Below are 25,770 nucleotides of genomic sequence, written 5' to 3'. Positions count from 1 at the left end.
TCCGCGCCGGGCTTTCGCCGGTGAGCTTAGGACGGACCAATGGACAAGCGCAGGAAAACAATACTCATTTCGTCACTGGCCGCAATTGCCTTCTCTGTTTTCGGCGTCATCTCAGCATTGACTGCAGACGGGCGCTGGTATTACATCGTCAGCGCCGTGGGCCTGCTGGCAGGCGGTGCCGCCTTCGCTGCCCAGGCAATCGTGGCATCACGCGGCGAGGGTAAGTCCGCCGTCGTCCCTATGGACGAGGCTACAAAACCGGACGCTTCGCGAACCTGACGTTTTCCCGGACACCATATAATCCAAACATGCCGATCACGCGTTTCGCCCGAAGCATCCACGCCCAGCCGTCAGCCCCTCAGCAGCGCGGAGGCCAGCGGTGAGCGGCGGCCTCGTAGCCCTGCTGGACGACGTCGCAGCCCTGGCCCGCATCGCGGCCGCCTCGGTGGATGACATCGCCGCCGGTGCCGCCAGGGCGGGCGTCAAAGCCGCCGGTGTTGTGATCGATGATGCTGCCGTAACCCCGCAGTACGTGTCCGGCGCGGACCCGTCCCGCGAACTGCCGATGATCAAGCGGATCTTCTGGGGCTCGCTCAGGAACAAGCTGCTGATCATCCTGCCGGCACTGCTGCTCATCAGCACTTTCATCCCGGGTGTGATTCCGTTCATCCTGATGCTGGGCGGAACCTACCTCTGCTATGAGGGTGCGGAAAAGGTCTGGCACAAGCTCCGGGGCCATCACGAAGCCGAGAAAGCGCCGGCCGTCGAGCGGGGCCCGCAGGCGGAAGCCAAGGTCATCAAGGGTGCCATCACCACGGACTTCATCCTGTCCTGCGAGATCATGGTGATCTCGATGAACGAGGTGGCCAGCGACTCCTTGTTGTCCCGGGCGCTCATCCTGGTGGTCGTGGCGATCATTATTACGGTACTCGTCTACGGCGCTGTGGGACTCATCGTCAAAATGGACGACATCGGCCTGCACTTGACCACCAAGGACTCCGCCGGTTCAAAGCGCTTCGGCGAACTGCTGGTCAAGGGGATGCCCGCCGTGCTGGCCGCCATCACCTTCATCGGAACCATCGCCATGCTCTGGGTTGGTGGCCACATCATGCTCCAGGGCGCCTACGACCTCGGCTGGCATGGCCCGTATGACCTGGTTCATGTCCTTGAACATCCATTCGTCGGGATTCCCGTGGTGGGCAGCTTCCTTGCCTGGCTGGTGAACACCCTGAGCTCGGCCGTCATCGGCATCATTTGGGGCAGCCTGGTCCTGGCAATTGTGCACCCGCTGCTGAAGGCACTTCCGTTCGGCAAGAAGGACGGCGAGCACGAGGAAGGCGCCGTCCGCGCCGCCATCGGAGGCTACCGGCCCAACAAGCCCGACGTCGACGCCGACTCCGCGCCCTAGCTCCGGACACTTCTCAAGAACTACAACCCAAGGTGCCCGTTAAGCTCCGCCAGTGACTTCACGGTGGTGTAGTTGTACCCCGTGCACTGCGGGTCAAAGCCACGGTCCAGCAGGACGGTGTTGGTGAAACCAAGATCGTGGGCCGGCATCAGGTCATAACGCGTGTGCGATGAGACGTGCAGGAACTGCTCCGGAGTGGCGTTCAGTTGCTGGAGCATGTACTCGAAGGCCTGGTAACGCGGCTTGTAGTACCCGGCCTGCTCGGCAGTGTAAACAGCGTGGAAGGCAGTTCCCAGCCGCGGCACATTGACGTCCAGGAAGCTGGTATCGGCATTGGAAAGGATCACCAGCTTGTAGTTCTCGCCCATGGTTTTCAGCGGTCCGGGGACATCCCCGTGCGCGCTCCAACCCAGCACCGCGGCACCAAATTGTGCGCCGGCGTCGGGGGTCAGCTCCAGGTTCCACTTCCGGCAGGTGCGATCAAAGGCGTCCTGCAGCACCTGCTCGTAGGCGTAGTACTCCCCGCATACCTGGTCATAGCGGTAGTTGCGAAAGTCCCGCAGGAACGCCGGCATAAGCTGCTCGGGGACCCGGCCGTTCAGGATGTTTCGAGTAGTCGGATCCTGCACCCAGTTGATCAGCGTGCCGTAGCAATCGAAGGAGATGTACTCCGGGCGGAAGGTCGTGGTTGCCATGGTCTGTCCTTGCCTGACGTGAGGGGTGTGCTGAACTGCATCAATTCTTCCCTACGTCCAACCACCTCCAGCCGATACGAGGCGGCACGCCAACGCCCGCACGGATGAAAGGGGCCGCCTGATGACCCCATCCCGCTGTCCTTCGGCATCGACCGGCTTCCGTTCAGCGGTCTCCGGTGATGCTGAACGTGAGGATGCAACGTTGTAGGGTTTAGTTGAGGGCTGCTTGGCCCGGTTTCATCGTCAGGGAGAGACATCATGGCAGCGACGCTTCACGACGTGGCGCGCGTCGCCGGTGTGTCGTTTAAGACCGTCTCCAACGTCATCAACAACCATCCGTACGTCCGGGACACTACCCGCGCCAAGGTTGAAGACGCCATCAAGGAGCTGGGATACCGTCCCAACCTGACGGCCCGGAGCCTGCGTTCCGGCCAGACCGGTGCCATCACGCTGGCGCTGCCCCAGCTGAAGCTGCCGTATTTTGCCGAGCTGGCCGACGCCGTGATTGAAGTGGCGGCGAAGCATGGCTTGGTGGTGCTGATCGAACAGACCGGCGCAGACCGTGACCGCGAGCTGGAAGTCATGGCCAGCCCGCGCCTGAAGATGTCTGACGGCCTGATCTTCAGCCCGCTCGCCCTTGGCCAGGAAGACGTGGACCTGATCAAGGCGGACGTGCCCATTGTCCTGCTGGGCGAGCGCATCTTCGACAGCAATTCAGACCACGTAACCATGCAGAACATCGCCGCCTCACGCGCCGCCACCGAACACCTGTTGGACCTTGGCCGGAAACGGATCGCCGTGGTGGGAGCCCATGAGGGTGAAGTGATCGGCTCGGCCGGCCTTCGCCTGCGCGGCTACCGCGAGGCCCTTGAGTCCCGCGGCATCCCGTACGACGACGCCATTGTGGCCTATGTGGTGGACTGGCACCGCTCAAACGGTGCTGCCGCCATGCACGAACTCCTGGACAGCGGCGTGGATTTCGATGCCGTCTTCGGACTTAACGACACCCTGGCGCAGGGCGCGGTGCGCGTGCTGCAGGAGGCCGGATTCCGGGTCCCGGACGATGTCGCCGTGATCGGCTTCGACGACCTCGACGAGACGCGCTACAGCTTGCCCACCTTGAGCACCGTGGATCCGGGACGGGTGGAGATCGCAGAGACCGCCATCCGGATGCTGCTGGAGCGCATCAAGAACAACGACGGCGGGCCGCCCCGGGAAATCGAGACGGCCTTCCGCGTGGTTGCCAGGGAATCTACGGGCGGCTAGCAACTCTCAAGTTTTCCGGCACCACCGTCTGAACGAACTCCAGGCTGGGGATCTCATGTGATTTCCGGATGCTTTGAAAGAGTTCGATGCAGCGCACCCCCGGCCAGTCGTCCGGAAGGCAGTGCCCGGGAAGACCCGGGTCAACATATGGGATCACCCGCCAACGGTCAATGCACTTCACATAAGTGGCGAATGTTCCAGCGCTGACAGGTACGGATCCGGTAGCCACGGAACTGTACTCAGCGATAAATTCACGGTGAAGGCTGGCAAGATGCTCCAGGTCCCACCACTGAGAGACTGTCTCCCTGAGGTCCCCCGTTACTTCCGGTGTCCTGGTCGTAAACAAAACTGCATGGCGCTGCAGGTCAAGCTCACGCAGTATCACATTGACTTCTTCCCGCAGGAAGTCCGGGCAGACCCAAAGGCCGGGAGCCACCGTACCGCAACCGATCCAACTAAGGTGGCGTCTGAGTTGATGCCGGCGCTCCCGCTGGGACTCCGGTACGGAAAATGAGATAAGGCACCAGGCGTCGTCAGGCTGCATGTTCCGGGGAAAATCAATCCGCCGATCCCCTCGGGAATACATCACGAGTGCTGAGTCTGTGAGGGCATAACCCTTCTGCCCGGCCCGTGCCTCCGCCGTTAAGACGCCCTTTTGTTTCAGCCGTGTCAGGGCAGTGCGGGTTAGTTCTACCGGGACGTCCAGAACCTCCATGAGATCAGTCAGGGACTTTGTTGGCATCCACCCACCGCACTGGCGAAGGTAAAGGCCGATGGTCGTACGAAGCAAGGAAACCACGCTCCCCGGCCGCGAGAAAGTGTCATCAAGAACCGGCACTACATAACCTCAGACAGGACCTCGCGGATGGCTGACATGCCCGCTTCGAGTTCGGTGTAGCTCGTGCTGAGAGGTGACAGGCCGATCCGCAACCCGTGCGGTGGACGGTAGTCAGGGATCACGCCCCTTTCCCAAAGCCGTGAAGTCACTTCAGCAAAAAGTGGGTGATTAACGGTGATGTGCGAGCCGCGCTCTTCAGGATCACGGGGACTGACCATCTCAGCCCCAAGGGGCGCCAGCCAATGGTCAGCCAGTGTGGCCGCGTGCTCAGTCAGCGCCACAGACTTCTCCCGGATTGCAGGCATGCCGGCCTCGGCAATCAGGTCCAGCATGTGTTTGAGCGGCTGCATGGCGAGGATAGGCGGCGTGCCGGTGATGAACCTGCGGATTCCCGCGGCTGGTTCATAGCTCGGTGACATGCCGAAGGGTTGGTCCGCGCCCATCCACCCCCAGATGGGCTGCTGCAGGCGGTCTTGCAGCCCGCTCCGGACGTAAGCAAACGCCGGTGCCCCGGGACCTCCGTTGAGGTACTTGTACGTACAACCCACTGCCAGGTCAACGCCCCAGTCATCGAGTTGCAGCGGGACAGAGCCGGCCGAGTGGCAGAGATCCCACAGCATCAGGGCACCTTCAGCCTTGACGAGTGCCGTGATGCTCCGGGCATCTGCCAGGAAGCCTGAACGGTACGCCACATGGCTGAGAACCACCGCTGCCGTCCGTGGTCCAAGGAGGCCCGCCAGGTCCTCCGCTCGGACGCCCGTGGCTGGATCCGGCTGAATCCAGCGGATTGTGGCTCCTCGTTCCGCCGCGATGCCTTCGGCGATGAACCGGTCCGTCGGAAAATTCTCCCGGTCCAGGATCAGCTCGTTCCGGCCCGACGGCAACGATGCATCCACGGCAGCCCGGATCAGCTTATAGAGCAGTACGGAGGTGGAGTCGCCGATGACAGTCTGGCCTGGGGCGGCGCCGAGCACGACTTCACCCAACTTGTCGCCGACGTTAGTCGGTTCGTCCATCCATCGCTCATCCCAGCTGCGAATGAGGCGCGATCCCCACTCCTTGTCGATGAATTCAGCCATGCGCTCCTGGGTGATGGCTAAGGGCCTGCCCAGGGAGTTTCCGTCGAGATAGGCCACCACTCGATCTTCTGCCGAGTCCAGAAAGTGGTCCCGGTAGCGCCTTAGGGGGTCGGACCTGTCCAACTCGGCTGCTGAGAGTTCGGTTGTGGAATTCATGCTTCATCTTTCATTTTCGTAGGTCGTTTCCGGCCGCTGTCAGTTGCCGATTTCGGTCCGCACAGCGTAGAGCTCGGGAAAAAATGTCAGGTCAAGAGCCCGCCTGAGGAAATCGACGCCAGAGGACCCCCCGGTGCCGGTCTTGAAGCCGATGGTGCGTTGAACCGTCCGCAGATGGCGGAAGCGCCAGGCCTGGAAGTTGTCCTCCAGGTCAACAAGGTCTTCGCATGCTTCGTAGTACCCCCACGGGGTCTCTTCCGATTCGTAGATCTCCTTGAAAACAGGGACCAACGACTCCTGGAAGACCCACGGCAACCTGACATCCCGGGTCAGGATGTCCTCACTTACCCCGTACCCTTCCCGGGCCAGTGCCCGCAGGAAGGCATCGTAGACGGTCGGTTCGTCCAGGAGGTCGGAAAGCATCTTGTGAGCTTCGGGCTCGTTCTCAAATACCTTGAGCATGTGGGCGTTCTTATTGCCGAGTATGAATTCGACAGCGCGGTATTGGAAGGATTGAAATCCAGACGCACTGCCCAGGCTTCCACGGAACTGGGCGTATTCGCGTGGCGTGAGGGTGCCCAGAACGGACCACTGTTCTGTGAGCGTGCGTTGAATGGCCTTGACCCGTGCCAGGCACTTCAATGCCTTACCCAAGTCGGACTCGTCCAAGAGTCGCCGTGACTCCCTCAGTTCATGCAGCATCAGCTTCAACCACAGTTCACTCGTCTGATGCTGAATGATGAACAGCAGCTCGTCATGGTGCTCCGGTTTGCTGAGCGGATGCTGGGACGTGAGTAGCCTGTCCAGGTCCAAGTACCGGCCGTAAGTCATTGTGTCGCGGAAATCGGTTCGTACGGACTCTTCGATATCCCGAACAGCAGTGCCAGGCACGTTTTTGGGGGTGGTCATGCAAAAAGAATATCACTAGTGTGACGGCCGTCAAAGGATTGAATTTGGAATTATCTGGCGATATCGTGTCTTCCAACGGTGCTGCCATTCTCGGCTTCTTTCCGGAAAGCACCGGCACAACCGGAAGCGGCGTGAGGATCGTGGGACATGATGGCACCAGTGCGAAGAGTAATTGCCTACGGACCCCACAAGGATCAATGGGGGGAACTGTTTTTGCCGGGACAACCCAGGCAACCCGGCCCGCCGGGCATTGTGGTTCTCATCCACGGCGGGTACTGGCGGGAGCGGTACACAGCTGAGCTTGGCGAGCCTGTGGCACTGGACCTTGCCGCCCGAGGCTTTGCGGTGTGGAATCTTGAGTACCGGCGCGCCGGTACCGATGGAGCCGTAGGGGCAGGCGGGTGGCCGGCAACGTTTGAGGACATCGCATCCGGAACAGACGCGCTCCAAGACATCGCTCAGGAGTACGGTCTGGACCAGGCCAGGGTAGCGGCCCTCGGACATTCCGCAGGTGGTCACTTGGCCGTGTGGGCAGCTGGCCGCCCTACTCTCCCGGACGGCGCTCCTGGGGCGAACCCCCGCGTACCCCTCATAGGCGTCGTCAGCCAGGCCGGGATTTTGGATCTCACTGCTGCCTGGCACATGGGCCTCAGCGCCGGTGCGGTTGAAAACCTGATGGAATCCACACCTCTGGAGAACGCAGAGCGGTACCTCGTTGCCGATCCGATCGCTCGTTTGCCCATCCACGTACCCGTCCACGCTGTCCACAGCCGTGAGGACGAGGCCGCCCCCTTCAGCCTCTCGGAGACGTACGTCGCAGCGGCCAAAGCCGCTGGGGACCCCGCAAGACTGCATGAGACCTCGGGTGACCACTTTGCGGTCATCACTCCGGGCGCGGCCGCCTATGAGGTCTGCCGGCAACTTGTCGAGGAAATGCTCCACCCCCTGACGACTCCCGCTTAGCTTCCTGCCCACGCTGCTTTCCACGTGGCGGGCAGGGAGTCTACGGTGGGCTTCCCGGCCAGACCAATACCGAACATGGCGGGCGCGGCGTGTACTTCAAGGACCCCGCGGGCCACGCCATTGAACTCATCACCAGGCCCTACCTGCAGTAAAGGCCCTGCTGACGGTACCTAGTTGACGGCGGGCGATCCGGGCTGGACATGGCGCCCCAATGCCTCCAGCGTCGTCTCAGGTGAGGTGTTGAAGCAGAAGGGGATTCCTGGGGCCATTGCGCTGCACGTGTTGATGATGCGCTCGAAGAGCTCGGTGTATTCAGGGATCATCCTGATGCCGCCGCCGATCATCACCAAGCCGAACTGATCTTGGGCGAACGCCGCACGTACCTGCGCTTCAGCTTCGTCCGGCGCGGTGCCAGTCAGGCATGAGACTGCGTCAAAACCGGCCGCGAGGGTGGCGCCGAAGCCGGCCTCTATCCGCTCGGTCATCGTGGCTTCATTGAGTTCAGGCGGCAGTTTGCTGTAGTCGAGGGCCTTGGCATGGATACCGATCATCAGGATTCGCGTCATGGTGCTCACTGTGCCACAGGTTCACATCGTCCGTGTGAAAGGAAGCAAGTCAGCGCGCTCTCACTGAGCGGTCAGCGCAGTGAGAATCTCGGACACGTTGGCCGGTAGCGGGCGGGTGCCGCTTCCCTCGCGGTAGAGCAACCCGCAGCCATCGAGTTCGGCAGTGAGCGTCATCCCGAGGTCGCGCCCGTCCTTGATCGGCCAGAGCTCCAGGAACGACGTCGATGAGGCATCACAGGAGCGCGGCACCGGGTCCGAGGCGGCAGCGTCGGCAACCAACTGAGCGATTTCGGCGTCGAGCATGCCGCCAGCGACGAATCGTCCCGTTCGAAGAGTGACGGACCCCGAAAGCGCCGGCGCCTCGCTCGGACCGGTCGCCCCCGATGAAGCAGGTTCAGACGCATAGCGGCACCACCGCATTGCGTCGAGGCTGGCCGGCACCGTGACAGTCAGCGGGCTGCTGGAAATCTGTGAAACTCCGTCAGGTCCGGCGAGCGGACCTTCCGACGGGATTGACAGGCGCGTGCCCTCAGCGAACGGAGCCTTCCACCCTGCAGGGCATCCGCTGTCGAGCGCTGCACGCGGTTCAACCAGTGTCCGCTTAAGTGTCACGGCCTCCAGCACGTTCAGTTTGGCGAGGGCTTCGCGCACGCCGGGCTTCGTCTTGCCGCAGCCGTCCCGAGGGTAGTGCGCATTGATCGCCCGCCCGCTTGCGTCCACGAGCCAGAGCGGGGGCACAAGCTCGGCGTCTGCCGTACACGGACCGGGCCAGGGCCCATCATCCGGCTCAGACAGGGCTGCAAGCAGGGCTGTCAGATCACCCTCCAGGGTCTCTTCGGTAGCACCAGTCCAGCGTCCCTCGGCGTCGTCGATGCTGGCCATCAGGTCACAACGCACAGCGGTGGTGGGCGTGAATTCCGCCGGCACCCGACCAGGATCCGGGGCATCAGGGTGTAGCGGGTCGGGCGAACTGGACGGATCGGGAGGGAGCATCCAGCCGCCCAGGTTCGGAGCAAGGCAGTCGTAGCCATCGACAACCTCCGCAGCATCAGCCAGGGGGGCGTTGCCGCCCGGAGCCGCGCATCCGCTCAGCAGGAGCGCCGTCGTTACGATGGCGACGGCTATCCGCCTGAAGGCCGCGAAGCTGACTGTGGATTCCAGAGGGTGCATGAGTCCATCATGGCGGGAGCCGTCAGGTAGGTCGATTGATAGGGCTCAATCGTTATGCGGCGACGGAAACCCCTGGCGCGTTCTGGTATCTCAGGAGACAGCTTCGATAGGGCTAAGCCTGTGAAAGGCCCGGTCCTGATAGACCAGCGAGTCTGAATCCGACGGGTTAGAGAGGACCTCCAGGACGCTGGCGGCCAGCAGCACCGAGCCGCCCAGTGCCACCCGGTGGACAATTTCGCAGCGGAGCGCCCACGGCGCCTCGCGAAGATAAGGCTCGCCGGTGGGCAGTAGCTCCCAGTCCATGCCTCCGGTGAACCGGGGTGTGCCGGGAATGGAGAAGATGCGGGCGAGTTCAAGCTGATCAGCACTGAGCAGATGGACCACCACGGTCTGCGCAGCCGCCACCTGCGAAGCTGACCGCCCGCCCGAAACCGAGAAGGCGAGAATCGGCGGAACGGCTGAAACTGATGCCACCGACGAAGCCGTCAGCCCAACGACTCCTTCCGTGCCCGTCGCAGTGATCACGGCCACCCCAGCAGGATGGGCGCGGAAGGCGGCCTTGAAGTGATCGGTGACAGGCAGAGACGAAGGAGAAGCGGAGAGCGGCATGGTGGACCTTAGTTCGATGGATCGACGCTCTTCACCCTAAAAGCTCAACCATGGTTGAGGTCAAATGCATCCATGCCGCGGGCCGCCAGGCGGTCGAGATAGGGTTCCCGAGAGCTCACGATGCATTCCCTCAGTCAGCCAGGATCGTGCCGTTACCCGAGTCGCTCGAACACCATTGTTGCCTGGATGCGGTCACCGCCGCCGATCATTCCCTTGCTCCCACTGCTCGCCGTGGTAATTGTGTGGAGCCGATAACCTTTCGCGGCCTGATCGTTGATGGCCTTCTCCAGGGAAGTCAGATTGCCCGAACCAGTTCCCCACATTTTCTCTTTGAGGATCACCTGCAAGACGACGTACTGCATCAAACGCCTCCTTCTGTTTTTCGAAGGAAACTATCACGCAATCTTTGCCTTGGACACCCAAAGAACTAAGCGACCAGAGGGCCTAGACGAAAGGGCCGCAACCCGCAGTAGTTCCCTGCGGATTGCGGCCCTGCCGCGCGTTCGCGGCCGTCCCCGTTCAGTCAGCCGAGCGCGACGGCGGACCAGGACACCGGGGGCAGTGTCACGGTGAGCGTGCCTTCCTGGAGGACGGCGCCGTCGAGTGTTTTCAGTCCTACGCGGTTCTGGTCCTGGAGGGTGTTCTTGGCGTAGACGTCCGCATCGTGCAGCGTCACAGCCTCGGTGATGACGGTGGCGTTGAGGTCCGCGACGTTGATGGTCACGTCGATGGCCTCGGTCTGGCTGCGGTTGACCAGGAACAGTGCAGATTCCCCGGTGGCGGCGTCGGTTGTGGCCACGGCGTCCACCAGCGGCGCCTCGCCGTAGACGGCGGTGGTGTAGGTGCCGGCGTCGATGCGGGGACGGAGGACTTCGCCTTTGGCCAGCCGGGACGTGACGGAGAACGGGAAGAACGTGGTCTGGCGCCAGGCGTCACCGCCCGGCTCGGTCATGATCGGGGCGATGACGTTGACCAGCTGGGCCAGCGAAGCGGCAGCTACCCGGTCGTGGTTCTTCAGCAGGGTGATCAGCAGGTTGCCGAACACCACGGCGTCGGCCACGGAGTAGGTGTCTTCCAGCTGCCGGGGCGCGTGGACCCACTCATCGTTGACTTCCTCGGAGGCCTGGTGCTCGTCCAGGTACCAGATGTTCCACTCATCGAAGGAAAGCTGGACCGTCTTTTTGCTCTTCAGCTTGTGCTTGACGTGGTCCGCAGTGGCCACCACGGTTTCGATGAAGTACTGCATGTCCAGGGACGATGCCAGGTAGGAGCCGAGGTCGCCGTTGCGCTCCTGGTAGTAGGCGTGGCAGGAAATGTAGTCCACGTGCTCGTAGGCGTGTTCCAGGACCACCCGCTCCCATTCACCGAACGTCGGCATCGAGGAACTCGAGGAGCCGCAGACCACCAGCTCCAGGTCTTTGTCCGCCGTCTTCATGGCGGACGCGGTGCGGGCGGCCAGCTTTCCGTAACTGTCAGCGGACATGTGCCCGATCTGCCACGGGCCGTCCATCTCGTTGCCCAAGCACCACATACGGATGTTGTACGGGTCCTTGGTGCCGTTGGCGATGCGCTGCTCGCTCAGGGCGGTCCCCGAGGGGTGGTTGGCGTACTCCAGCAGGTCAAGGGCGGCCTCGATGCCACGGGTACCCAGGTTGACGGCCATCATCAGCTCCGAGCCGGTGAGCTTGCACCAGCGGGCAAACTCATCCAGGCCCACCTGGTTGGATTCCAGCGAGTGCCAGGCCAGGTCGCGGCGGACCGGGCGCTGCTCCCGCGGGCCCACGCCGTCTTCCCACCGGTAGCCTGAGACGAAGTTGCCGCCGGGGTAGCGGATAGTGCTGGAGCCGAGTTCCTTGACGAGCTCAATGACATCCAGCCGGAAGCCGTCCTCATTGGCAGTGGGGTGGCCCGGCTCGTAGATGCCGTCATACACGCAGCGGCCCAGGTGCTCCACGAACGAGCCGAAAATGCGGCGGCTTACAGGTGCCACAACGGCAGAGCGGTCAATGGTAATGACAGTTGGTGCCACAACAGCCAAGGAGGCCTGTTCAGCGGTAGCGGAGGTGGTGGTCACGGTTCTTCCTATTCTGTATAACGTTGTAAAAATTGACGGGTTCTATGGCGATAGATTTCAGGCGGTTTAGGCGATGGCGGGCTCCGCAAGGGTCTGGTCCACGGAAACAATTCCGTCCAGCCTGCGGCCCACCAGCCAGCCGGACGCCAGCAGTGGTACCGACACCCCCACCAACGGGACCAGGACGGTCAGTCCCGAGGCGATGACGGCGAATGCCACCAGGCTCACCAGCAGCGAAAGGCTCATCACCGGCGAGACCAGCGGCAGCAGGAATGCCGTCCGCCAAGTCCGGATGACCGAGTCCCGGTATCGGCTGCAGAGGGTCACTGCAGCAAGGGCAGCCAGCAACGTAACCGCCCCGGCAACCGCTGCAAGCATCAGCAGCACGCCGTGCACCGGTGATGCAGAGCCGCCGCCCTGCATGGCGAAAACATTCAGGAACAGCACGACGCCGGCAATCCAGAAAATCCCGCCCACCCGGTTGGAGTGCCAAAACTGTGAGCGGTAGACGGTGATGAAGTCCCGCACCAGGTGATCCCCCGCCGCACCGGCACGAAGCCGTGCCAGCAGGGTGGTTGCTGCCACCGCGGCCGGGAAGAGACCGAATAACACCAGCCCTGCTACGGCTCCGGCCGCAAACAGAACGTTGATAAGGACCAGCCTGCTGGCGAAGCCAAGCCACTCCATGGCGCGCCCGGCCCAGCCCATCGGTGCGTCATTCATCCCAACGCTCCCTTGGTTCCGGACCAGACGGTGCCGTGCTGATCGATGCCGCTGAAGGACAGCGCGGCCTGTCCGCGGGCCCAGTCCCAGGAACCGAAAACCACGGCGTCCAACTCCACAGCCTGCCCGGAGCCGTCCGGAGCGCCCTTGATGATGAGAGTGGCAGCCGCGGCTGCTCCGTCGGATACCACCACTTCCGTTCCTCCACAGGAAACTTCAAGCTCCATGGCCTTCACCAGCTCAGTGGATTCAGGCGCAAACTTGAGCACCTGCCACGTACCTGCAATGGGCTCCGGGTTCGGCAAGACCTCGACGGCCTGGCCCGCATAAGGCTGCGGTGACACCACAGGCCAGCCGGCGGCAGTGAAAAACAGCCGCCGGACCTGGGCCATATGTTGGCTGGGGTCGTCGGCGAAACGCACGTGGTGCACCACAAAGTGCTCAGGGGATCCGTCCGGGCCGGCCTGGGTGAATACCGAGTTGTGGCCAGGCGCCAGCCAGCCAATGCCGCCGTCGAACCGGTAGCTGCCCAGCACCTTCGTTCCGGTCAGGGCCGGCGGAGCATCCAAATCAGTCAGCGAAGCGCCCCGGAAGTCGCGGTAGGGGCCGGTGATGGAGTCGGAGACAGCCACCCGCATGTTGTAGCTGTCGAAGAGCGAATCATAGGACGTGAAGAGAACGTACTGCTCCTCCTCCGGCCGGTAGAGGACAAAGGCTCCTTCCACCGCCCCATCCACTGAGGGATGCCGCCGGGCGATCAGCGTGCCAAGATCGCCCTCCACCAACGGCATTCCGGACTCCCGGTCCAACGGCAGCATGTAGATACCGGAGAAGAAGGAGCCGTAGGTCAGCCAGGGTGCGCCATCTGCGTCAAGGACGACGGCGGCATCTATGGCGTTCTGGGAATGTTCATCGTGGCGGGTGGCCACCACGAGTCCACGGTCCTCCCAGGGCCCGGCGGGAGATGGTGCTACCGCGAGCCCAATGGCCGAGGTCCTGGATCCGAAGGTGGACGCAGAATAGTACATATGCCATCCGCTACCAGGCCACCGCACTACTTCCGGCGCCCAGAGGCCGTGTGCACCGGTCCATTCAGCGGCTGGTGAGGGCACGCCGTCGAATGCCGTTCCCGAGTACTCCCAGTCCACAAGATCCTGCGAGGTCCGGATATGTACTCCGGCAGGAATATCTTTAGTGTTGGCCACTGCGTCGGTGGAGAACATGTAGTAGGTGCCGTCGTCGTCGCGCACCACCGTGGGATCGTGGGCGTGCCGGGCGCCCCAGGTAGTGGAATCCGCCGGTGCCGTCTCAGTGTTCAGCATGGTTCAGCCCTTGGATCCGGAAAGCGCAATGGATTCGATGATCTGGCGCTGGAAGACGACGAAGACGATCAGTACCGGCAGCAGCGCGATGAACGACGCCGCCATGATCAGCGGGTAATCCGTCTGGATGGCGTACTGGGCGTTGAAGTTGGCGATGACCAACTGCAGCGTCTGCGTGCCCGGCGAGTTCAAGTAGATAATGGGCGCCAGGTAGTCGTTCCAGACGGCCATGAACCAGAGGATGAACTGCGCGGCGAGCGCGGGGCGGATGGCCGGCAGGATCAGCGTCCAGAAGATCTGCAGGTAGGACGCGCCGTCAATCCTTGCTGCCTCGACGATCGAATCCGGGATGCTGTTCAGGAACTGGCGCAGGAAGAAGATCATGATGATGTTGCCAAAAAGCCCTGGGACAATCAGCGGCAGGAGGGTATCCACCCAACCGATGCTGGCGAAGATGGTGAACTGCGGAATCATCAGAGTCGGGAACGGGATCATCAGACCGGACAGAAGCCCCAGGAACATGGCGTTCTTGAAGGGCATCCGCATCTTGGCGAAGGCGAAGGCCGCGAGCGCGGAGGTAAGTGATCCGACGATCGTGACGGACGCCGCCACGATCAGGCTGTTCTGGATGCCGCTCAGCAGCGGACCAGCCGTCCAGATCCGGAGGTAGTTCTCCCAGACGAACGGGTCCGGGATCCACTGCGGCGGAAGCTCGAAGACGCCGTCCTTGGTCTTCAGCGACGTGGAGAACGTCCAGGCCAGCGGGGCGATCATGACTATGGCACCAACGGACAGGATCAGCGTGGTCAGGATGTTACCCAGCCGAAGCCTGTCCTTGGTGGACTTTTCGCCCCGGCCGGTGCCGCGGGAAGCACTGCCGTTCCCGGCTCCGCCCCGTGCGTTCTTGCGATAGGTCGCCGGTATGGCCTCCGTAGGGTCCAACGGAGGGGTGGTCACAACATTCTGTGTCGACATGGCTGCCTGCCTCAATCGATCGAAAACTGGTTGCGGCGGTTAAGCCGGAACTGGATGAAGGTAATAATGAACACCAGCAGGCCCAGGATGACTGACATCGCCGAGGCGTAGCCCATCTGAAGGTTGTCGAAGGCTTTCTGCCAGATGTACCAAACGATGGTTGCCGATTCGAACTCGGGGCCGCCGGTGGGGGTCATGATGTTGATTTCCACGAAGATCTGCGAGCCGCCGATGATGCTGGTGACGATCAGGAAGAACGTGACAGGACGGACCATGGGGACCGTGATGTGGCGGAACTGCTGCCAGGCCGTGGCGCCGTCAAGGGAAGCGGCTTCGTAGAGGTACCGGGGTACGGATTGCAGCGCCGCCAGGTACAGCAGCATTGAGTAGCCCAGACCCTTCCAGATGGCCATGATGATCAGCGCAGGCTTCACCGTGGCCGTGTCCTGCAGCCAGTTGGGGCCGTCGATGCCCAAGAGTCCCAGGCCCTGGTTGATGAGGCCGAAGTCGCCGTTAAAGGCCCACTGCCAGAGGATGGCTACGGCCGCAATGGAGGAGATAACCGGCAGGTAGTAAACGGTACGGAAGAACGTCGTGCCATGCATTTTCCGGTTCATCGCCAGGGCCAGGGCCAACGAGATCACCAGGCCGATGGGGATGCCGATCATCATGAACAGCGTGTTCCACAGCGACTTCAGGAAGTACCTGTCGCCGAACATTTTGATGTAGTTGTCCAGGCCGTTGAACTTGGGAGCGGAAATTCCGTTCCAGCTCGTGAAGGAGGCGTAGACGGAGAACAGCAATGGGAAAAGTGTGAAGAGGAGGAATCCAAGCACCGGTATGGCAACAAAGAGCAGCGCGGCCTGGTGTTCCTTCCGGTGGAGCCGTGAACGGCGGTTGATGGTGGTGGTCATCGCTGGATCCTCTTTGATCGATGATTTGTGGAGGTGGTACTGGGGGAAGGACAAGTGATCAGGTGCCGCGGCGGTACTCGGGTACTGCCGCGGCACCTTGCTTTACTGCAGGAGGACTTACCGCAGGAGGGCGCTAATGGCCGGCCTGCTGGTTGGCTGCGTCCAGGAATTCCTGCATCCTGGGCTGCGCTTCCTTCAGGTAGTCCGCCGCGGTCTGCTTGCCGTCCAGGACGGGCTGGATGTTCGTCCAGAGCTCGTCGTACCACTCGGCGTTGAACGTGTTGCCGCCGGGCAGCGCGCGGCCGTAGTCCTTCACGACTTCCAGGAACTCAGCCTTGTTGGCTGGCTTGGTGGTGGTGTCCGCGGCCCAGGTCTCAGCCATGTCCTTGAGGTTGGGAATTTGGATGCCAGCGTCCACGAGGCTCTGCTGCGCTTCCTTGTTGGCCGTGAGGTACTCCACCAGTTTGACGGCCTCCTCCGGGTGCTTGGTGGTCTCCGAGACCGCGATGCCCAGGCTGCCGATCCAGCTGGCCGTTTTCCCGGTTTCGCCTGCCGGGTAGGGAATCACGTCCCATTCAAAGCCGAGCTTCTGGTAGGTGGAGAGGTCCCAGGGGGCGATCGGGAAGAACCCGATCTCACCCTTCATCCAGCGCTGGTAGGTGTCCAGCGTCTGGGCCTCGGCCACCGACGGAGTTACGCCATGGACGTTCTGCAGATCGGCGAACCATTGCAGGGATTCCGCAAATTCCGGGGTGTCCACGGTGACCTTGGTGCGGTCCTCGTTGAGCCAATCGCCACCGTTGGACCATACGAACGGCTGCAGGTTCCACTGTACGTTCAGGCCGGTGCCCCACTGATCGAGGGCGCCGTCTCCGTTGGTGTCCGCCGTGAGCTTCTTGGCGGCGTCCACGAATTCATCAAACGTGTAGGGCTTGTCCTTGTCCGGCAGCGGTATCCCGGCCTTTTCAAGCATCGTCTTGTTGTAGCCGAAGGAGAAGGGTCCAACGTCCTTGGGCAGGGCGTAGATGGCTCCTTCTCCCACCAGCTTGCCGTCGTACCGGTAGCTGTTCACGCCGTACTCCCAGATGTTGTCCAGGTCGATCGTGTCGGAGCCTTCCACGTAATCCGTGATGTCCTTAACGATCCCGTTCTGCACGTAAGCCTGCACATCACCCGGGCCGATGTAGAACACATCGGGGATCTGCTTGCCGGCGATCGCGGCCTTGAGCTTGGTGGCGTACTGGTCCGCGGTGGTGACGATGATGTCCACGTCCACGCCGTTGGCAGCTTCAAACTGCTCGACAGCTTTTTCGTAGGCCTTCTTCTCATCTTCGCCGCCGCGGAACATAAAGGTCAGCTTCTTTTCGCCGCTGTCTTCCGCGCTGGGAGCGGAGCAGCCGCCCAGCATCAGGCCGGCTGCGGTGAAGAGCGCCAGGGTGGCGGCTATGGGACGTGACTTCATTATCACGTGTTCCTTCCAAGTTGGGTGGAGCAGTCAGTTACGGGTGAGGTGGTGATGGCCCCCACTGTCCGCGGAAGGCGGACGGGCATCCGGGGGATTCGTTGCAACGTTGTAAGAAACCTTCACACGGCAGCTGCCGAATCGTCAAGGGTGAACTTCCAGTTAATTTTTGGCGGCTGCACCCACCCTTGACGGCTCGGGCCACCCCATGCAATATTTCCGTTACAACGTTGCAAGTTTTGCAGCCCGGGCGCATCCCCCGCTGCCGACCCTTTTCCCCATCCACCTTTCTGGAAGGACCACGTGATGACGAAGTCACGTCCATGGGCAGCGCGCGCCGCGGGAATGGCGGCTGTTTTCAGCATCGCCCTGACCGCCGCCATACTCCCCACCGTTACGGCACCGCCTCCCGGCATTGCCACAGAGTCAGCTGCTGCTACGCAGAAGCTGCAGGCAGATCCTATCGGCGGCAAAACCGTTGTGGGCGAAACCTCCCCCATCCACGACCCCGCACTCATCATCGACGACGACGGCACCTGGTACGTCTACTCCACCGGGCGCTTGAACCGGGAAGGCGGCGGCACCATCCAGATCTGGTCCTCACACGATCAGGGCACCACCTGGGCATACAGCGGCAATGTGTGGGACCGGATCCCCGCCTGGATTGACCAGCACTTTGCCGACGGCGCGCTCCCGGACAATCTCTGGGCTCCGGAAATTACGGAACATGACGGAACCTACTACCTGTACTACTCGGCGTCGCGCTTTGGCGGAGCCAACTCCCTGACCGCGCTGGCCACAAATACCACCCTTGACCCCAACGATCCCGAATACGAGTGGGTGGACCAGGGCATGGTGGTCTCCTCCCCAGCAACCGGCCTGGATCCGAACAATCCCAACAAGACGTTCAACGCGATCGATGCCGGCATCATCGAGGACGCGGATGGCACGCCATATATGGCCATCGGCTCGTTCTGGTACGGCATTTTCCTGGTGCCGATCGAATGGCCCAGCGGCAAGCCGGTGGCGGACTGGCAGTCCAAGACCGTGAACATTGCTGACCGCTTTATGGCCGGAAACCCGATCGAAGCGCCGTACATCACCGAACACGACGGCTACTACTACCTGTTTGTGTCCTTCGACCACTGCTGCCGCGGCGGCGATTCCACCTACAAGGTTGCCGTGGGCCGCTCAACGTCCGTGAAGGGGCCGTACCTGGACAAGGACGGCCGTGACATGTTCGGTGGTGGCGGCTCGGTGGTCCTGGATTCACACGGTGCAGTAACGGGGCCAGGCGGCCAGTCGGTGTTCGGCGATTACCTGGCTTTCCACTACTACGACGGCTCCAACGAGGAGATCCCCTACTTCCCCACCCTTGGCATCCAGAAGATCAACTGGGTGGATGGCTGGCCGGCGTTTGACCAGACCGTGGAACTGCCAGCGGTGCAGAAACAGCCTAAGGCAGCGGCTTCGAAGGCAGGAAAGAAGGCCTCCTTCAGTGCATCAGCCACGGGAACGCCAGGTCCGGTTGCCGTTTGGGAAACCTCATCCGACGACGGCGGCACCTGGCAGGCTGCCGATGTCCAGCCGGTAACTAAACGCACGGACGAAGGGACTTACCGCTCAACGCTGGAGTTCGCCGCGGTGGCAGCAGACCAGGACGGACTGCTGGTCCGCGCTGTGTTCCAGAACGCCCACGGAAAGGTGACCACGGACGCCGTCGAACTCTCAGTGAAGTAGGCCCGGGCACCCCTCCTTCCCCACCCAACCGGGTGCGGAAGGGGGCTCCCGGGCGGCCTCCACTGATCCGCCGCGCTAGATTGGACGGATGGATCGGGTGGGGGCGCTTCTGGAAATAACGGGACTGACTGTTGGCTACGGCGGCGTTCCCGTCTGTGGTCCGGTGACGGCCCGCCTGGAGGCGGGAGAAGTCCTGGCCGTGGTTGGCTTCAACGGGGCCGGCAAGTCAACGGTGGCCAGGACGATTGCCGGCAAGCAGGCGCCAATTGACGGCGAGGTGCGGTTCGACGGGCTACCCGTCAATGAAGACTCAGTGAACTTCCGCCGGGCCGTAGCCGCGGTTTTTGATGAGGACATCTTCTTCCCGTCGCTCAGCATCAGGGAGCACCTCCAGTTGGTAGCCCGCGGACATTCGGTACCGGACCCCGAAGGTGCGGTCGCGAGGGAGCTGGAGTTCTTCTCACTGGATCATCGCGCGGATGTCGTCCCGGACCTTGTCTCCTCGGGACAGCGCCGCCGGTTGCTGCTGGCGTCGGCCCTGGTGCGGCCATCCTCGCTGCTCATCCTGGACGAGCCCGAACAACGGCTTGATCCGGTGATGCGTGAGCGCCTCGCGGGCCGGATCCGTACCTACAGCGAATCCGGCGGTAGCGTCCTGCTCGTCACCCACGATCCGGAGCTGCTGCTCCGGACGGCAGAACGCGCCCTGATGATCAACGAATCGGTCCTGGAGCTGACCCCGCAGCAGGCGGCAGCCGACATTGCCCGCGCTCAGTGATGGCCCCGAAAATCGGGACGGCCGGGGCTGACCCGGGGTTCGACGTCGTCCGCTTCACCCGGACCGCTGCCAGGCAGCGCAACCGCCGGGAGCACCGATACCAGGACGTGCTGTTGGACGTTTACAGCACGGGACTGGGTCTCGCCGTCGTCCTGATGATGCTGGGATCCCTGGTCTTCGCGGTCAGGACGCATTTGGTCCTTGAGCCAGGGACCGCCTCCTCCGCCGCAGTGATGATTCCGCAGGAGTACTTCCAAGCAGGCCTGACGGTTGCGGGACTGCTGGCCGTCGCTGCGTTCAGCCGGAAAGTCGGGCCCGTCAATGTCCGGAGGACTGAAGGGTTTTGGTGGCTGGACCTGCCTGTCGGGCGGCGGCGGATGGTGGAAGGCAGCTTCCTGGTGCGCGTGCTGCTGCTATGCCTGGGTGCTGCCGGCGCGTACCTTCCTTTCAGCGTGCTGACATCCCTGGGCGCGCAGCCCGTGGGGCACGTCCTGGGGTCGGTGACGTTCGGCCTGGCAGCGGCTGCCGTGATGCTGCTGTCCGCCTTGCGGCAGGTGCCGGGACGGCGTCGCGGGCCCGTGCCAACAGTCGTGTTGGCCATTGCCGCCTCCGTTCTTCCCGCTGTTGCCGCTGCCGGGGTGTCCTGGCCGGCTCTGGTCCTGCTGGTGGCCGTCATACCCCTCTGGCTGTTTGTCACTCCCAGGTTGGGCACCATTCCGGGCGCGGACCTGACCCGCGGCGGCGCAGTTGCCGGCCATGCGGGGTCTGCGGTCTTCTTCATGGACGTCAATGAGCTGACGCGCGCCTTTGGCGGCAGCCCGCGCAGTGTTTCAGTCGCAAAATTCCGGCGTCTCTACGCCCTTCCCGCCAGGCGGCCCTGGACGGCGCTGCTACTGGCTGATGGCACAGCTTTCCTGCGACACGCCACCCAGTGGCGCACGCTTGCGGCGCTCCTGGTGCTGGGCCTCGCGGTGATGATGGCCGACGGCGGACTGGTGCTTCCAGCCCGCCTTGCGGTTTTGCTGGTGGTTGGCTGCGCCGCCGCATCCGCTGTGGGTGCCGTCGCCAAACGTACGGCGATTGCACCCGGCGTCGACGCCGTCCTCCCGCTCCATCCGGCAGCAGTCCGGCTGAGCAGGATGATGCTGCCCGCGCTGGCATTGTCCCTGTGGATGGGGATCCTGACCGGCGGGCTGGTGCTGCTGGGCCTCGCCGGTCCCGCGCTTCTGATCCCTGGTGCCATCGCGGGACTGGGAATGGGTGCGGGGGCGGTCCGGGGTGCCTACCGACGCGCCCCGGATTGGTCCCGGCCGCCGGTGGAAACGCCGTTTGGTCCCGTGCCCAGCGCCCAGTTGCGTTCATTTACTGCAGGTATAGACACCGTAGTGATTGCCATGGCGCCGGTGCTGCTGGCGTTGTATGCAGGAGAGGTGCCGGCCATTCTGATCGCGGCACAGCTCATTGCCTCGGTCACCGCAATCTTGATGGCGGCATTCTCCCGCGGACGTTGAGCCTTCTCCCGGTTCACGATCGGACGGACTGCCCACTGGTAGTCCGCTGCCCACGGCGGTGCAGCATCCAGCCGCCAACTACCAGCGCGAGCCCAAAGGCGAGAAAGCCGATATCCCAGGCCACTGGAGCGCCCAGATCATCCCGAACGTGGTGAATCTGCAGGAGATGGTGGTTGATCAGGCCCTCCACCAGATTAAAGATCCCCCAGCCGGCCAGCACCAGGCCAAAGTGGTAACTCCAACTTGGCGCAATCCGTCCACGGCGCCACTCCATCAGCGTGACGACCGAGGCCGCGAAAACCAGGAGCCAGGTGGCAACGTGGAACAAACCGTCAGCCAGGGTATTTACCTGCAGTCCGGCAACCGTGCTTGTGGGGAACTCATCGACATGGCTGACCATATGGTGCCACTGCAGGATCTGGTGCAGGACGATACCGTCGATGAAGCCGCCCAAGCCCAGCCCGAAGAGTATCCCCGCAGTTCTGGAGGGGGCGGCAACCCCCTGTTGCCGGCTATCCGAAACCTCACCCATCGCCTTAGGCTACTGCCGGGCACCCCGGGTGGGACAGCCCCGGAATTGGATTCGAGACACTCCATGCCCCCGCCGGAGTGCTGCCGGTGTTACTCCGCTTCGATCTCACCCCTTAGGATTTTCAGGGTCTCATCGAAACGATTCTGAGCTTCTGGATCGCGGTCGTAATAGGCCTCCCAGAAACCAGGTTCCAGAAATGGCCTTGGTGCGAGAGTGAAGCGTTCATTGAAGAACTCACAATCCCAGTTACCTGGGAGCGTCGGATCCTCCTGACGAAACATTGTGGACGGCCAGAGACTTGGTGTACCAGATTCGTCCACGATTCTGAACTTGAGGGCGCCGCCGGAGTTGTATACCACCACAACATCATATAAATTTCCGACCCTCACCCAAGGACTGGTGGGCTCAATACCGAGAGTTGCCGGATTGATGATTGATTCACATAGAACTTTCATCGTGGCTCCCCCGTGAAGATAATCTTGTAGGCAATCGTATAGTTGGCCCTTTTAGTTCGGCGTGCGCAGTAGCGATGTCGGACGCCTGGGCTTTGTCCCACCCACCAGCGAGGGGGCGTACGTGCAGGGAATTCATCTGGTGAGAGCAAATAGCAAACATCTTGCCCGCGTCCAGCACTCAGAGCGGCTCTGGCCCTGCCGATTGCAGGTACTCTGCTCATCACCGTTCGCCGCCGGAACACGCGGCAGGCGCCAGGCGCAGACCTCCTCTTACTAGCATCAGCTCCAGCTAGCGGGGCGACGGACTGAAGCGGAACAATTGCACACCGTGCGGAGCGATCCTAAGCTCCAGGGCAGGCCGTCCGCTCTCCAGATTCACGACGGCGGCATTCCCACTCCATGCCTCCGTCGCCTTCCCTGGGGCGTCGGGGAGCCCCAGGTCGCCGAGCGGGATCACCCGGATCGTATCAACCGTCCCGGTGTTGAAGGCCGCGACAAACTGCTCTGCCGACGTCGTACTTTCCGCCGCCCAAAGCACAAGGTCCCTGTCGCGCAGCAGTTCACGGTTGTTGCGGCTCGCATTCAGGACGTCCAGTACGTCGCGGTTGGTAAGGAGTTCCAAGGTTTCGGGTGGCGAGGACGGCAGATCACAGCCCAGCATCAGCGGCGAGCGGGAGATGGCCCAAAGCGTCATCATGGTCCGTTGCTCATCCATCGTGAGTCGGCTCAAGCGCGGCTCGCCGCGCTCGGCACGCAGCGCAATCCGTCCCACCGGAAGCATGTCAGCGTCCGCCCACGCATCCGGGCGTTGGTGCGGAGCCCACCGCGCCATCCTGGTGAACTGCGCCTCCACGTCTTCCCACACGTCCCAGAGATCATCAGAAACCCGCCACATCTGGGCATTCCCGCGGAGGTGTTCCAGGCGCGCCAGCGATAGCGCCCGGCCCGGCGACAGGCTCAGCACCATCGGCCGGCCGCTCCGCGCGATGGCCTGGTGATAGGCGGCGATTTCGGCGTCGAAGTACGGGCCCAGCATATCGTCAGCCTTGATGAAGTCCACGCCCCACTCCGCAAAGAGCCGGATCTGGGAATCGTAGTAGGCCTGGGCGGCGGGATGCCCGTGGTGCAACCCAAAGTTGTCAGTATTCCAGTCGCACACTGATTGTTGATCGGCAGCCAGGTCCGCAGTGAACGTGGTTCCTTCGATGGGCAGCCGGTCCCGGACTGCCTGCCGGGGAATGCCGCGCATGATGTGCAGGCCGAACTTGAGGCCTAAACCATGAACCTTGCCCGCGAGTGCCCTGAACCCCGTCCCTCCCGCTGCCGACGGGAAGCGGTTGAGGGCCGGGAGTTGGCGTCCGAAGCCATCAAGTTCCAGAATGGCGCCGTCGTTGTAACCGCCGGCGCGGGCGGTGGGTTCGTACCACTGGATGTCCACCACCACGGTGTCCCAGCCGTAGGGCAACAGATGCTCAGCCATAAAGGAAGCATTGGCCAGCACCTCGTCCTCAGTGACGGTGGTGCCGTAGCAATCCCAGCTGTTCCAGCCCATGGGCGGTGTTGGCGCGAGTGTCATCCGGCAAATTTACAACGATATAGAATTGGCCACCAGCCTCTGTTTCCGGCCCCGGTTTGGCTCCACGCAGCGGCCGGGACCGACGGCTGGAAGTACCTTGACACTGAATTTGTTAGCGCTGACAGTTGATGGAGCGCCTTACACGATCGGAAAGTCGGCTTAATGAAGAACTGGGCAGGAAACCTCGAATACTCCTCCGCGGACGTCCAGCGTCCCGGCTCGGTGGCCGAACTGGCCGAAGTGGTGGCCGGCGCAGACCGGATCAAGGCCTTAGGCTCGCGGCACTCCTTCAACCGGGTGGCCGATACCGACGGCGTGCATGTGCTGCTGGATGCGCTGCCGCAGGAGATCGAACTCGACACCCAGAGTCAGACGGTACGGGTCAGCGGCGGTGTCAGCTACGGCGCGCTGTGCCGTGACCTGGAAAAGTCCGGTTTTGCCATCCACAACCTGGCTTCGCTGCCGCACATCTCAGTAGCAGGTGCCATCCAGACGGGCACGCACGGTTCCGGGGTGGACAATCCCTCGCTGGCAGGCGCCGTCGAACGTATTGACCTGGTCCGCGCTTCCGGTGAGCAGGTATCCCTCTCCCGGGCTGACGGCGACGACTTTCTGGGCAGCGTGGTGGGTCTCGGCGCCCTGGGTGTGGTGACCGCCGTCGAACTGTCCGTTCGCCCCAGCTTCCTGGTGCGCCAACGGGTCCTCGAAGACCTGCCCTGGGACACCGCTCTCGCGGACTTCCGCGCCGTGGTTTCCAGTGCCTACAGCGTCAGCCTGTTCACGGATTACACCGGCGACTCCATCAACCAGGTCTGGCTCAAGGCCCTCGACTCGGAGCCTGCCCTTGGCGGACTGTTCGGCGCCACTGCGGCCACCCGGCCGCGGCATCCGCTACCGGACATGTCGGCCGAAAACTGCACGGTCCAGCTGGATGAGCCGGGACCCTGGCTTGACCGGCTCCCGCATTTCCGCCACGAGTTCACGCCCAGCAACGGCGAGGAACTCCAGAGTGAATTCATCCTGCCGCTGGAGCAGGCACCGGATGCGCTGGAAGCCGTCCGGACTATTTCCGGCAAGCTTTCGCCGTTGCTTTTCGTTTCGGAGATCCGGACCGGTGCCGCGGACGAATACTGGTTCAGCCCCTTCTACCGGCAGCAAAGCGTGGCACTGCACTTCACGTGGAAGCCACTGCAGGCCGAGGTTGAGGCAGTACTTCCGGAACTTGAGTCGCTGCTCCAGCCTTTCGGCGCCCGCCCGCACTGGGGCAAGCTCTTCACGCCCACAGGCCATGACTGGGAAGCCCTGTACCCCCGGTTCGCCGACTTCCGCGCACTGGCAGCCACACATGATCCGGAAGGCAAGTTCCGCAACACGCTGCTGGACGCAGTCCTGGGAGCGCCCATACCGGCTACCTAGGAAGGAGCTGGGCTGCTCCGAATGAGACGCCAAACTGGACGCACCACAGATCCACGGCCTTGTACTTTGTGAGGTCCACGTCTGCGGGAATCGTGTACACCTGGTTGCCCTGGTTGCCCTTGATCAGGCCGAGGTCGTAGTACTCGGCTCCGCCCGCGGTGTACCAGCCGGCCGTCCCTTCCATCACGTCCGCGGCGCTCAGCCACACATGGACGTCGGGCCCGTTGGAAGTGTCGAGGTTCTCCAGGGTCAGGACCCGGGTTCCGTCCGGCTGGGAGACGATGCGGACAGTGCCGCTGGTGGTGTGCTCGTGGCTGATCAGCGAGCCGGTTGCCAGTTCCACGGGGCCCGCGGGAAGGACAGGGACGGACGACTGCGGCGGCGAACCGGTGGCGGACGACTCGCCGGAGGTAATGGGGGACGGAGCCGGGGCTGCCGCGGTGGGCAACTGCTCGTCCACGCGGACATCAACGAACAGCAGCCACGGCTTGAAAACCACCAGCCCGACGACGAGCGCCGCCACTCCGACCAGCGCTCCGATTGTCAACCATCGCCTGCGGCCGCTGTCGCCAGTTCCATTGCCGTTGGGGCCGTTTCCGCTCATGCGTCCATCCTGCGCCATCGCCGCTCAAC

Annotated in this window: 26 protein-coding genes; 8 read left to right on the top strand and 18 right to left on the bottom strand. The window is 62.8% G+C overall.

What is annotated here, in order from left to right; all coding sequences use genetic code 11:
* Positions 1 to 39 precede the first annotated feature (39 nt).
* Positions 40 to 279, top strand: a complete 240-nt coding sequence (locus tag ACWA13_RS00350; protein ID WP_463935971.1) for a hypothetical protein — start codon at positions 40 to 42, stop codon at positions 277 to 279.
* Positions 280 to 379: 100 nt separating this feature from the next.
* Positions 380 to 1,408, top strand: a complete 1,029-nt coding sequence (locus tag ACWA13_RS00345; protein WP_463935969.1) for a DUF808 domain-containing protein — start codon at positions 380 to 382, stop codon at positions 1,406 to 1,408.
* 20 nt (positions 1,409 to 1,428) lie between these two features.
* On the opposite strand, the gene ACWA13_RS00340 is transcribed toward ACWA13_RS00345, so the two are convergent.
* The gene (locus ACWA13_RS00340) at positions 1,429 to 2,103 is read right to left on the bottom strand and encodes a haloacid dehalogenase type II (RefSeq protein WP_463935968.1); all 675 of its coding nucleotides are present in this window, start codon (positions 2,101 to 2,103) and stop codon (positions 1,429 to 1,431) included.
* 258 nt (positions 2,104 to 2,361) lie between these two features.
* On the opposite strand from ACWA13_RS00340, the gene ACWA13_RS00335 reads away from it, so the two are divergent.
* On the top strand, positions 2,362 to 3,369 hold the full coding sequence (locus ACWA13_RS00335) for a LacI family DNA-binding transcriptional regulator (protein ID WP_463935966.1): 1,008 nt from the start codon (positions 2,362 to 2,364) through the stop codon (positions 3,367 to 3,369).
* On the opposite strand, the gene ACWA13_RS00330 is transcribed toward ACWA13_RS00335, so the two are convergent.
* The 3 genes from ACWA13_RS00330 to kynA all read right to left on the bottom strand — a co-directional run bounded on the left by ACWA13_RS00330 (position 3,356) and on the right by kynA (position 6,351).
* Positions 3,356 to 4,111, bottom strand: a complete 756-nt coding sequence (locus ACWA13_RS00330; protein WP_463935965.1) for a PaaX family transcriptional regulator — start codon at positions 4,109 to 4,111, stop codon at positions 3,356 to 3,358. The genes ACWA13_RS00335 and ACWA13_RS00330 overlap by 14 nt on opposite strands.
* Positions 4,112 to 4,206: 95 nt before the next feature.
* The gene (locus ACWA13_RS00325) at positions 4,207 to 5,442 is read right to left on the bottom strand and encodes a kynureninase (RefSeq protein ID WP_463935964.1); all 1,236 of its coding nucleotides are present in this window, start codon (positions 5,440 to 5,442) and stop codon (positions 4,207 to 4,209) included.
* 39 nt (positions 5,443 to 5,481) lie between these two features.
* A complete protein-coding gene (gene kynA / locus ACWA13_RS00320) occupies positions 5,482 to 6,351 on the bottom strand; it encodes a tryptophan 2,3-dioxygenase (RefSeq protein ID WP_463935962.1) in 870 nt (289 codons plus the stop codon).
* A 147-nt stretch (positions 6,352 to 6,498) separates the two neighbouring features.
* Here kynA and ACWA13_RS00315 point away from each other — a divergent pair, with 147 nt between their 5' ends.
* Entirely contained in the window at positions 6,499 to 7,314 is an 816-nt protein-coding gene (locus ACWA13_RS00315) for an alpha/beta hydrolase (RefSeq protein WP_463935961.1), read from the top strand.
* A 170-nt stretch (positions 7,315 to 7,484) separates the two neighbouring features.
* Here ACWA13_RS00315 and ACWA13_RS00310 read toward each other — a convergent pair whose 3' ends face one another.
* The 10 genes from ACWA13_RS00310 to ACWA13_RS00265 form a co-directional block, all read right to left on the bottom strand.
* Positions 7,485 to 7,880, bottom strand: a complete 396-nt coding sequence (locus tag ACWA13_RS00310) for a hypothetical protein (RefSeq protein ID WP_463935960.1) — start codon at positions 7,878 to 7,880, stop codon at positions 7,485 to 7,487.
* Between the two features lie 60 nt (positions 7,881 to 7,940).
* Complete coding sequence (locus ACWA13_RS00305; protein ID WP_463935959.1) at positions 7,941 to 9,050, bottom strand: hypothetical protein; 1,110 nt, start codon at positions 9,048 to 9,050, stop codon at positions 7,941 to 7,943.
* Positions 9,051 to 9,140: 90 nt separating this feature from the next.
* Positions 9,141 to 9,659 (bottom strand): flavin reductase family protein, encoded by a 519-nt coding sequence (locus ACWA13_RS00300; protein ID WP_463935958.1) that lies wholly within the window; start codon positions 9,657 to 9,659, stop codon positions 9,141 to 9,143.
* 152 nt (positions 9,660 to 9,811) lie between these two features.
* Positions 9,812 to 10,021, bottom strand: coding sequence for a DUF4177 domain-containing protein (locus ACWA13_RS00295; protein WP_463935956.1), 210 nt, complete (start codon positions 10,019 to 10,021; stop codon positions 9,812 to 9,814).
* A gap of 161 nt (positions 10,022 to 10,182) precedes the next feature.
* The gene (gene arfA / locus ACWA13_RS00290; RefSeq protein WP_463935955.1) at positions 10,183 to 11,733 is read right to left on the bottom strand and encodes an arabinosylfuranosidase ArfA; all 1,551 of its coding nucleotides are present in this window, start codon (positions 11,731 to 11,733) and stop codon (positions 10,183 to 10,185) included.
* 66 nt (positions 11,734 to 11,799) lie between these two features.
* Entirely contained in the window at positions 11,800 to 12,456 is a 657-nt protein-coding gene (locus tag ACWA13_RS00285) for a YesL family protein (RefSeq protein WP_463935953.1), read from the bottom strand.
* On the bottom strand, positions 12,453 to 13,778 hold the full coding sequence (locus ACWA13_RS00280; protein ID WP_463935951.1) for an arabinan endo-1,5-alpha-L-arabinosidase: 1,326 nt from the start codon (positions 13,776 to 13,778) through the stop codon (positions 12,453 to 12,455). Before ACWA13_RS00280 ends, ACWA13_RS00285 begins: the two co-directional genes overlap by 4 nt.
* A 3-nt stretch (positions 13,779 to 13,781) precedes the next feature.
* A complete protein-coding gene (locus ACWA13_RS00275) occupies positions 13,782 to 14,753 on the bottom strand; it encodes a carbohydrate ABC transporter permease (RefSeq protein ID WP_463935950.1) in 972 nt (323 codons plus the stop codon).
* Between the two features lie 11 nt (positions 14,754 to 14,764).
* On the bottom strand, positions 14,765 to 15,667 hold the full coding sequence (locus ACWA13_RS00270) for a carbohydrate ABC transporter permease (protein ID WP_463935949.1): 903 nt from the start codon (positions 15,665 to 15,667) through the stop codon (positions 14,765 to 14,767).
* A gap of 133 nt (positions 15,668 to 15,800) precedes the next feature.
* Positions 15,801 to 17,129: an ABC transporter substrate-binding protein gene (locus ACWA13_RS00265; RefSeq protein ID WP_463935947.1), complete on the bottom strand. Its 1,329-nt coding sequence runs from the start codon at positions 17,127 to 17,129 to the stop codon at positions 15,801 to 15,803.
* Between the two features lie 306 nt (positions 17,130 to 17,435).
* Between ACWA13_RS00265 and ACWA13_RS00260 the strand changes: the two genes are divergently transcribed.
* The 3 genes from ACWA13_RS00260 (at position 17,436) to ACWA13_RS00250 (ending at position 21,158) form a co-directional block, all read left to right on the top strand.
* Positions 17,436 to 18,869 (top strand): arabinan endo-1,5-alpha-L-arabinosidase, encoded by a 1,434-nt coding sequence (locus ACWA13_RS00260; protein ID WP_463935945.1) that lies wholly within the window; start codon positions 17,436 to 17,438, stop codon positions 18,867 to 18,869.
* Positions 18,870 to 18,957: 88 nt separating this feature from the next.
* Positions 18,958 to 19,647, top strand: coding sequence for an ABC transporter ATP-binding protein (locus ACWA13_RS00255; RefSeq protein WP_463935944.1), 690 nt, complete (start codon positions 18,958 to 18,960; stop codon positions 19,645 to 19,647).
* Entirely contained in the window at positions 19,647 to 21,158 is a 1,512-nt protein-coding gene (locus tag ACWA13_RS00250) for a DUF6297 family protein (RefSeq protein ID WP_463937977.1), read from the top strand. The genes ACWA13_RS00255 and ACWA13_RS00250 overlap by 1 nt, the downstream gene beginning before the upstream one ends.
* A gap of 13 nt (positions 21,159 to 21,171) precedes the next feature.
* On the opposite strand, the gene ACWA13_RS00245 is transcribed toward ACWA13_RS00250, so the two are convergent.
* The 3 genes from ACWA13_RS00245 to ACWA13_RS00235 all read right to left on the bottom strand — a co-directional run bounded on the left by ACWA13_RS00245 (position 21,172) and on the right by ACWA13_RS00235 (position 23,721).
* A complete protein-coding gene (locus ACWA13_RS00245; RefSeq protein WP_463935942.1) occupies positions 21,172 to 21,690 on the bottom strand; it encodes a DUF2243 domain-containing protein in 519 nt (172 codons plus the stop codon).
* A gap of 89 nt (positions 21,691 to 21,779) precedes the next feature.
* A complete protein-coding gene (locus tag ACWA13_RS00240; RefSeq protein ID WP_463935940.1) occupies positions 21,780 to 22,145 on the bottom strand; it encodes a hypothetical protein in 366 nt (121 codons plus the stop codon).
* 289 nt (positions 22,146 to 22,434) lie between these two features.
* The gene (locus tag ACWA13_RS00235; protein ID WP_463935939.1) at positions 22,435 to 23,721 is read right to left on the bottom strand and encodes a glycoside hydrolase family 27 protein; all 1,287 of its coding nucleotides are present in this window, start codon (positions 23,719 to 23,721) and stop codon (positions 22,435 to 22,437) included.
* 162 nt (positions 23,722 to 23,883) lie between these two features.
* Here ACWA13_RS00235 and ACWA13_RS00230 point away from each other — a divergent pair, with 162 nt between their 5' ends.
* On the top strand, positions 23,884 to 25,137 hold the full coding sequence (locus tag ACWA13_RS00230) for a D-arabinono-1,4-lactone oxidase (protein WP_463935938.1): 1,254 nt from the start codon (positions 23,884 to 23,886) through the stop codon (positions 25,135 to 25,137).
* On the opposite strand, the gene ACWA13_RS00225 is transcribed toward ACWA13_RS00230, so the two are convergent.
* On the bottom strand, positions 25,130 to 25,741 hold the full coding sequence (locus ACWA13_RS00225) for a DM13 domain-containing protein (protein WP_463935936.1): 612 nt from the start codon (positions 25,739 to 25,741) through the stop codon (positions 25,130 to 25,132). The genes ACWA13_RS00230 and ACWA13_RS00225 overlap by 8 nt on opposite strands.
* Between the last annotated feature and the right edge of the window lie 29 nt (positions 25,742 to 25,770).

The sequence above is a fragment of the Pseudarthrobacter sp. TRD_SC_9 genome (genome assembly GCF_055361265.1).
Note: the sequence above shows the minus strand (reverse complement) of the source record. Positions and strands in the feature narration are given on the sequence as shown.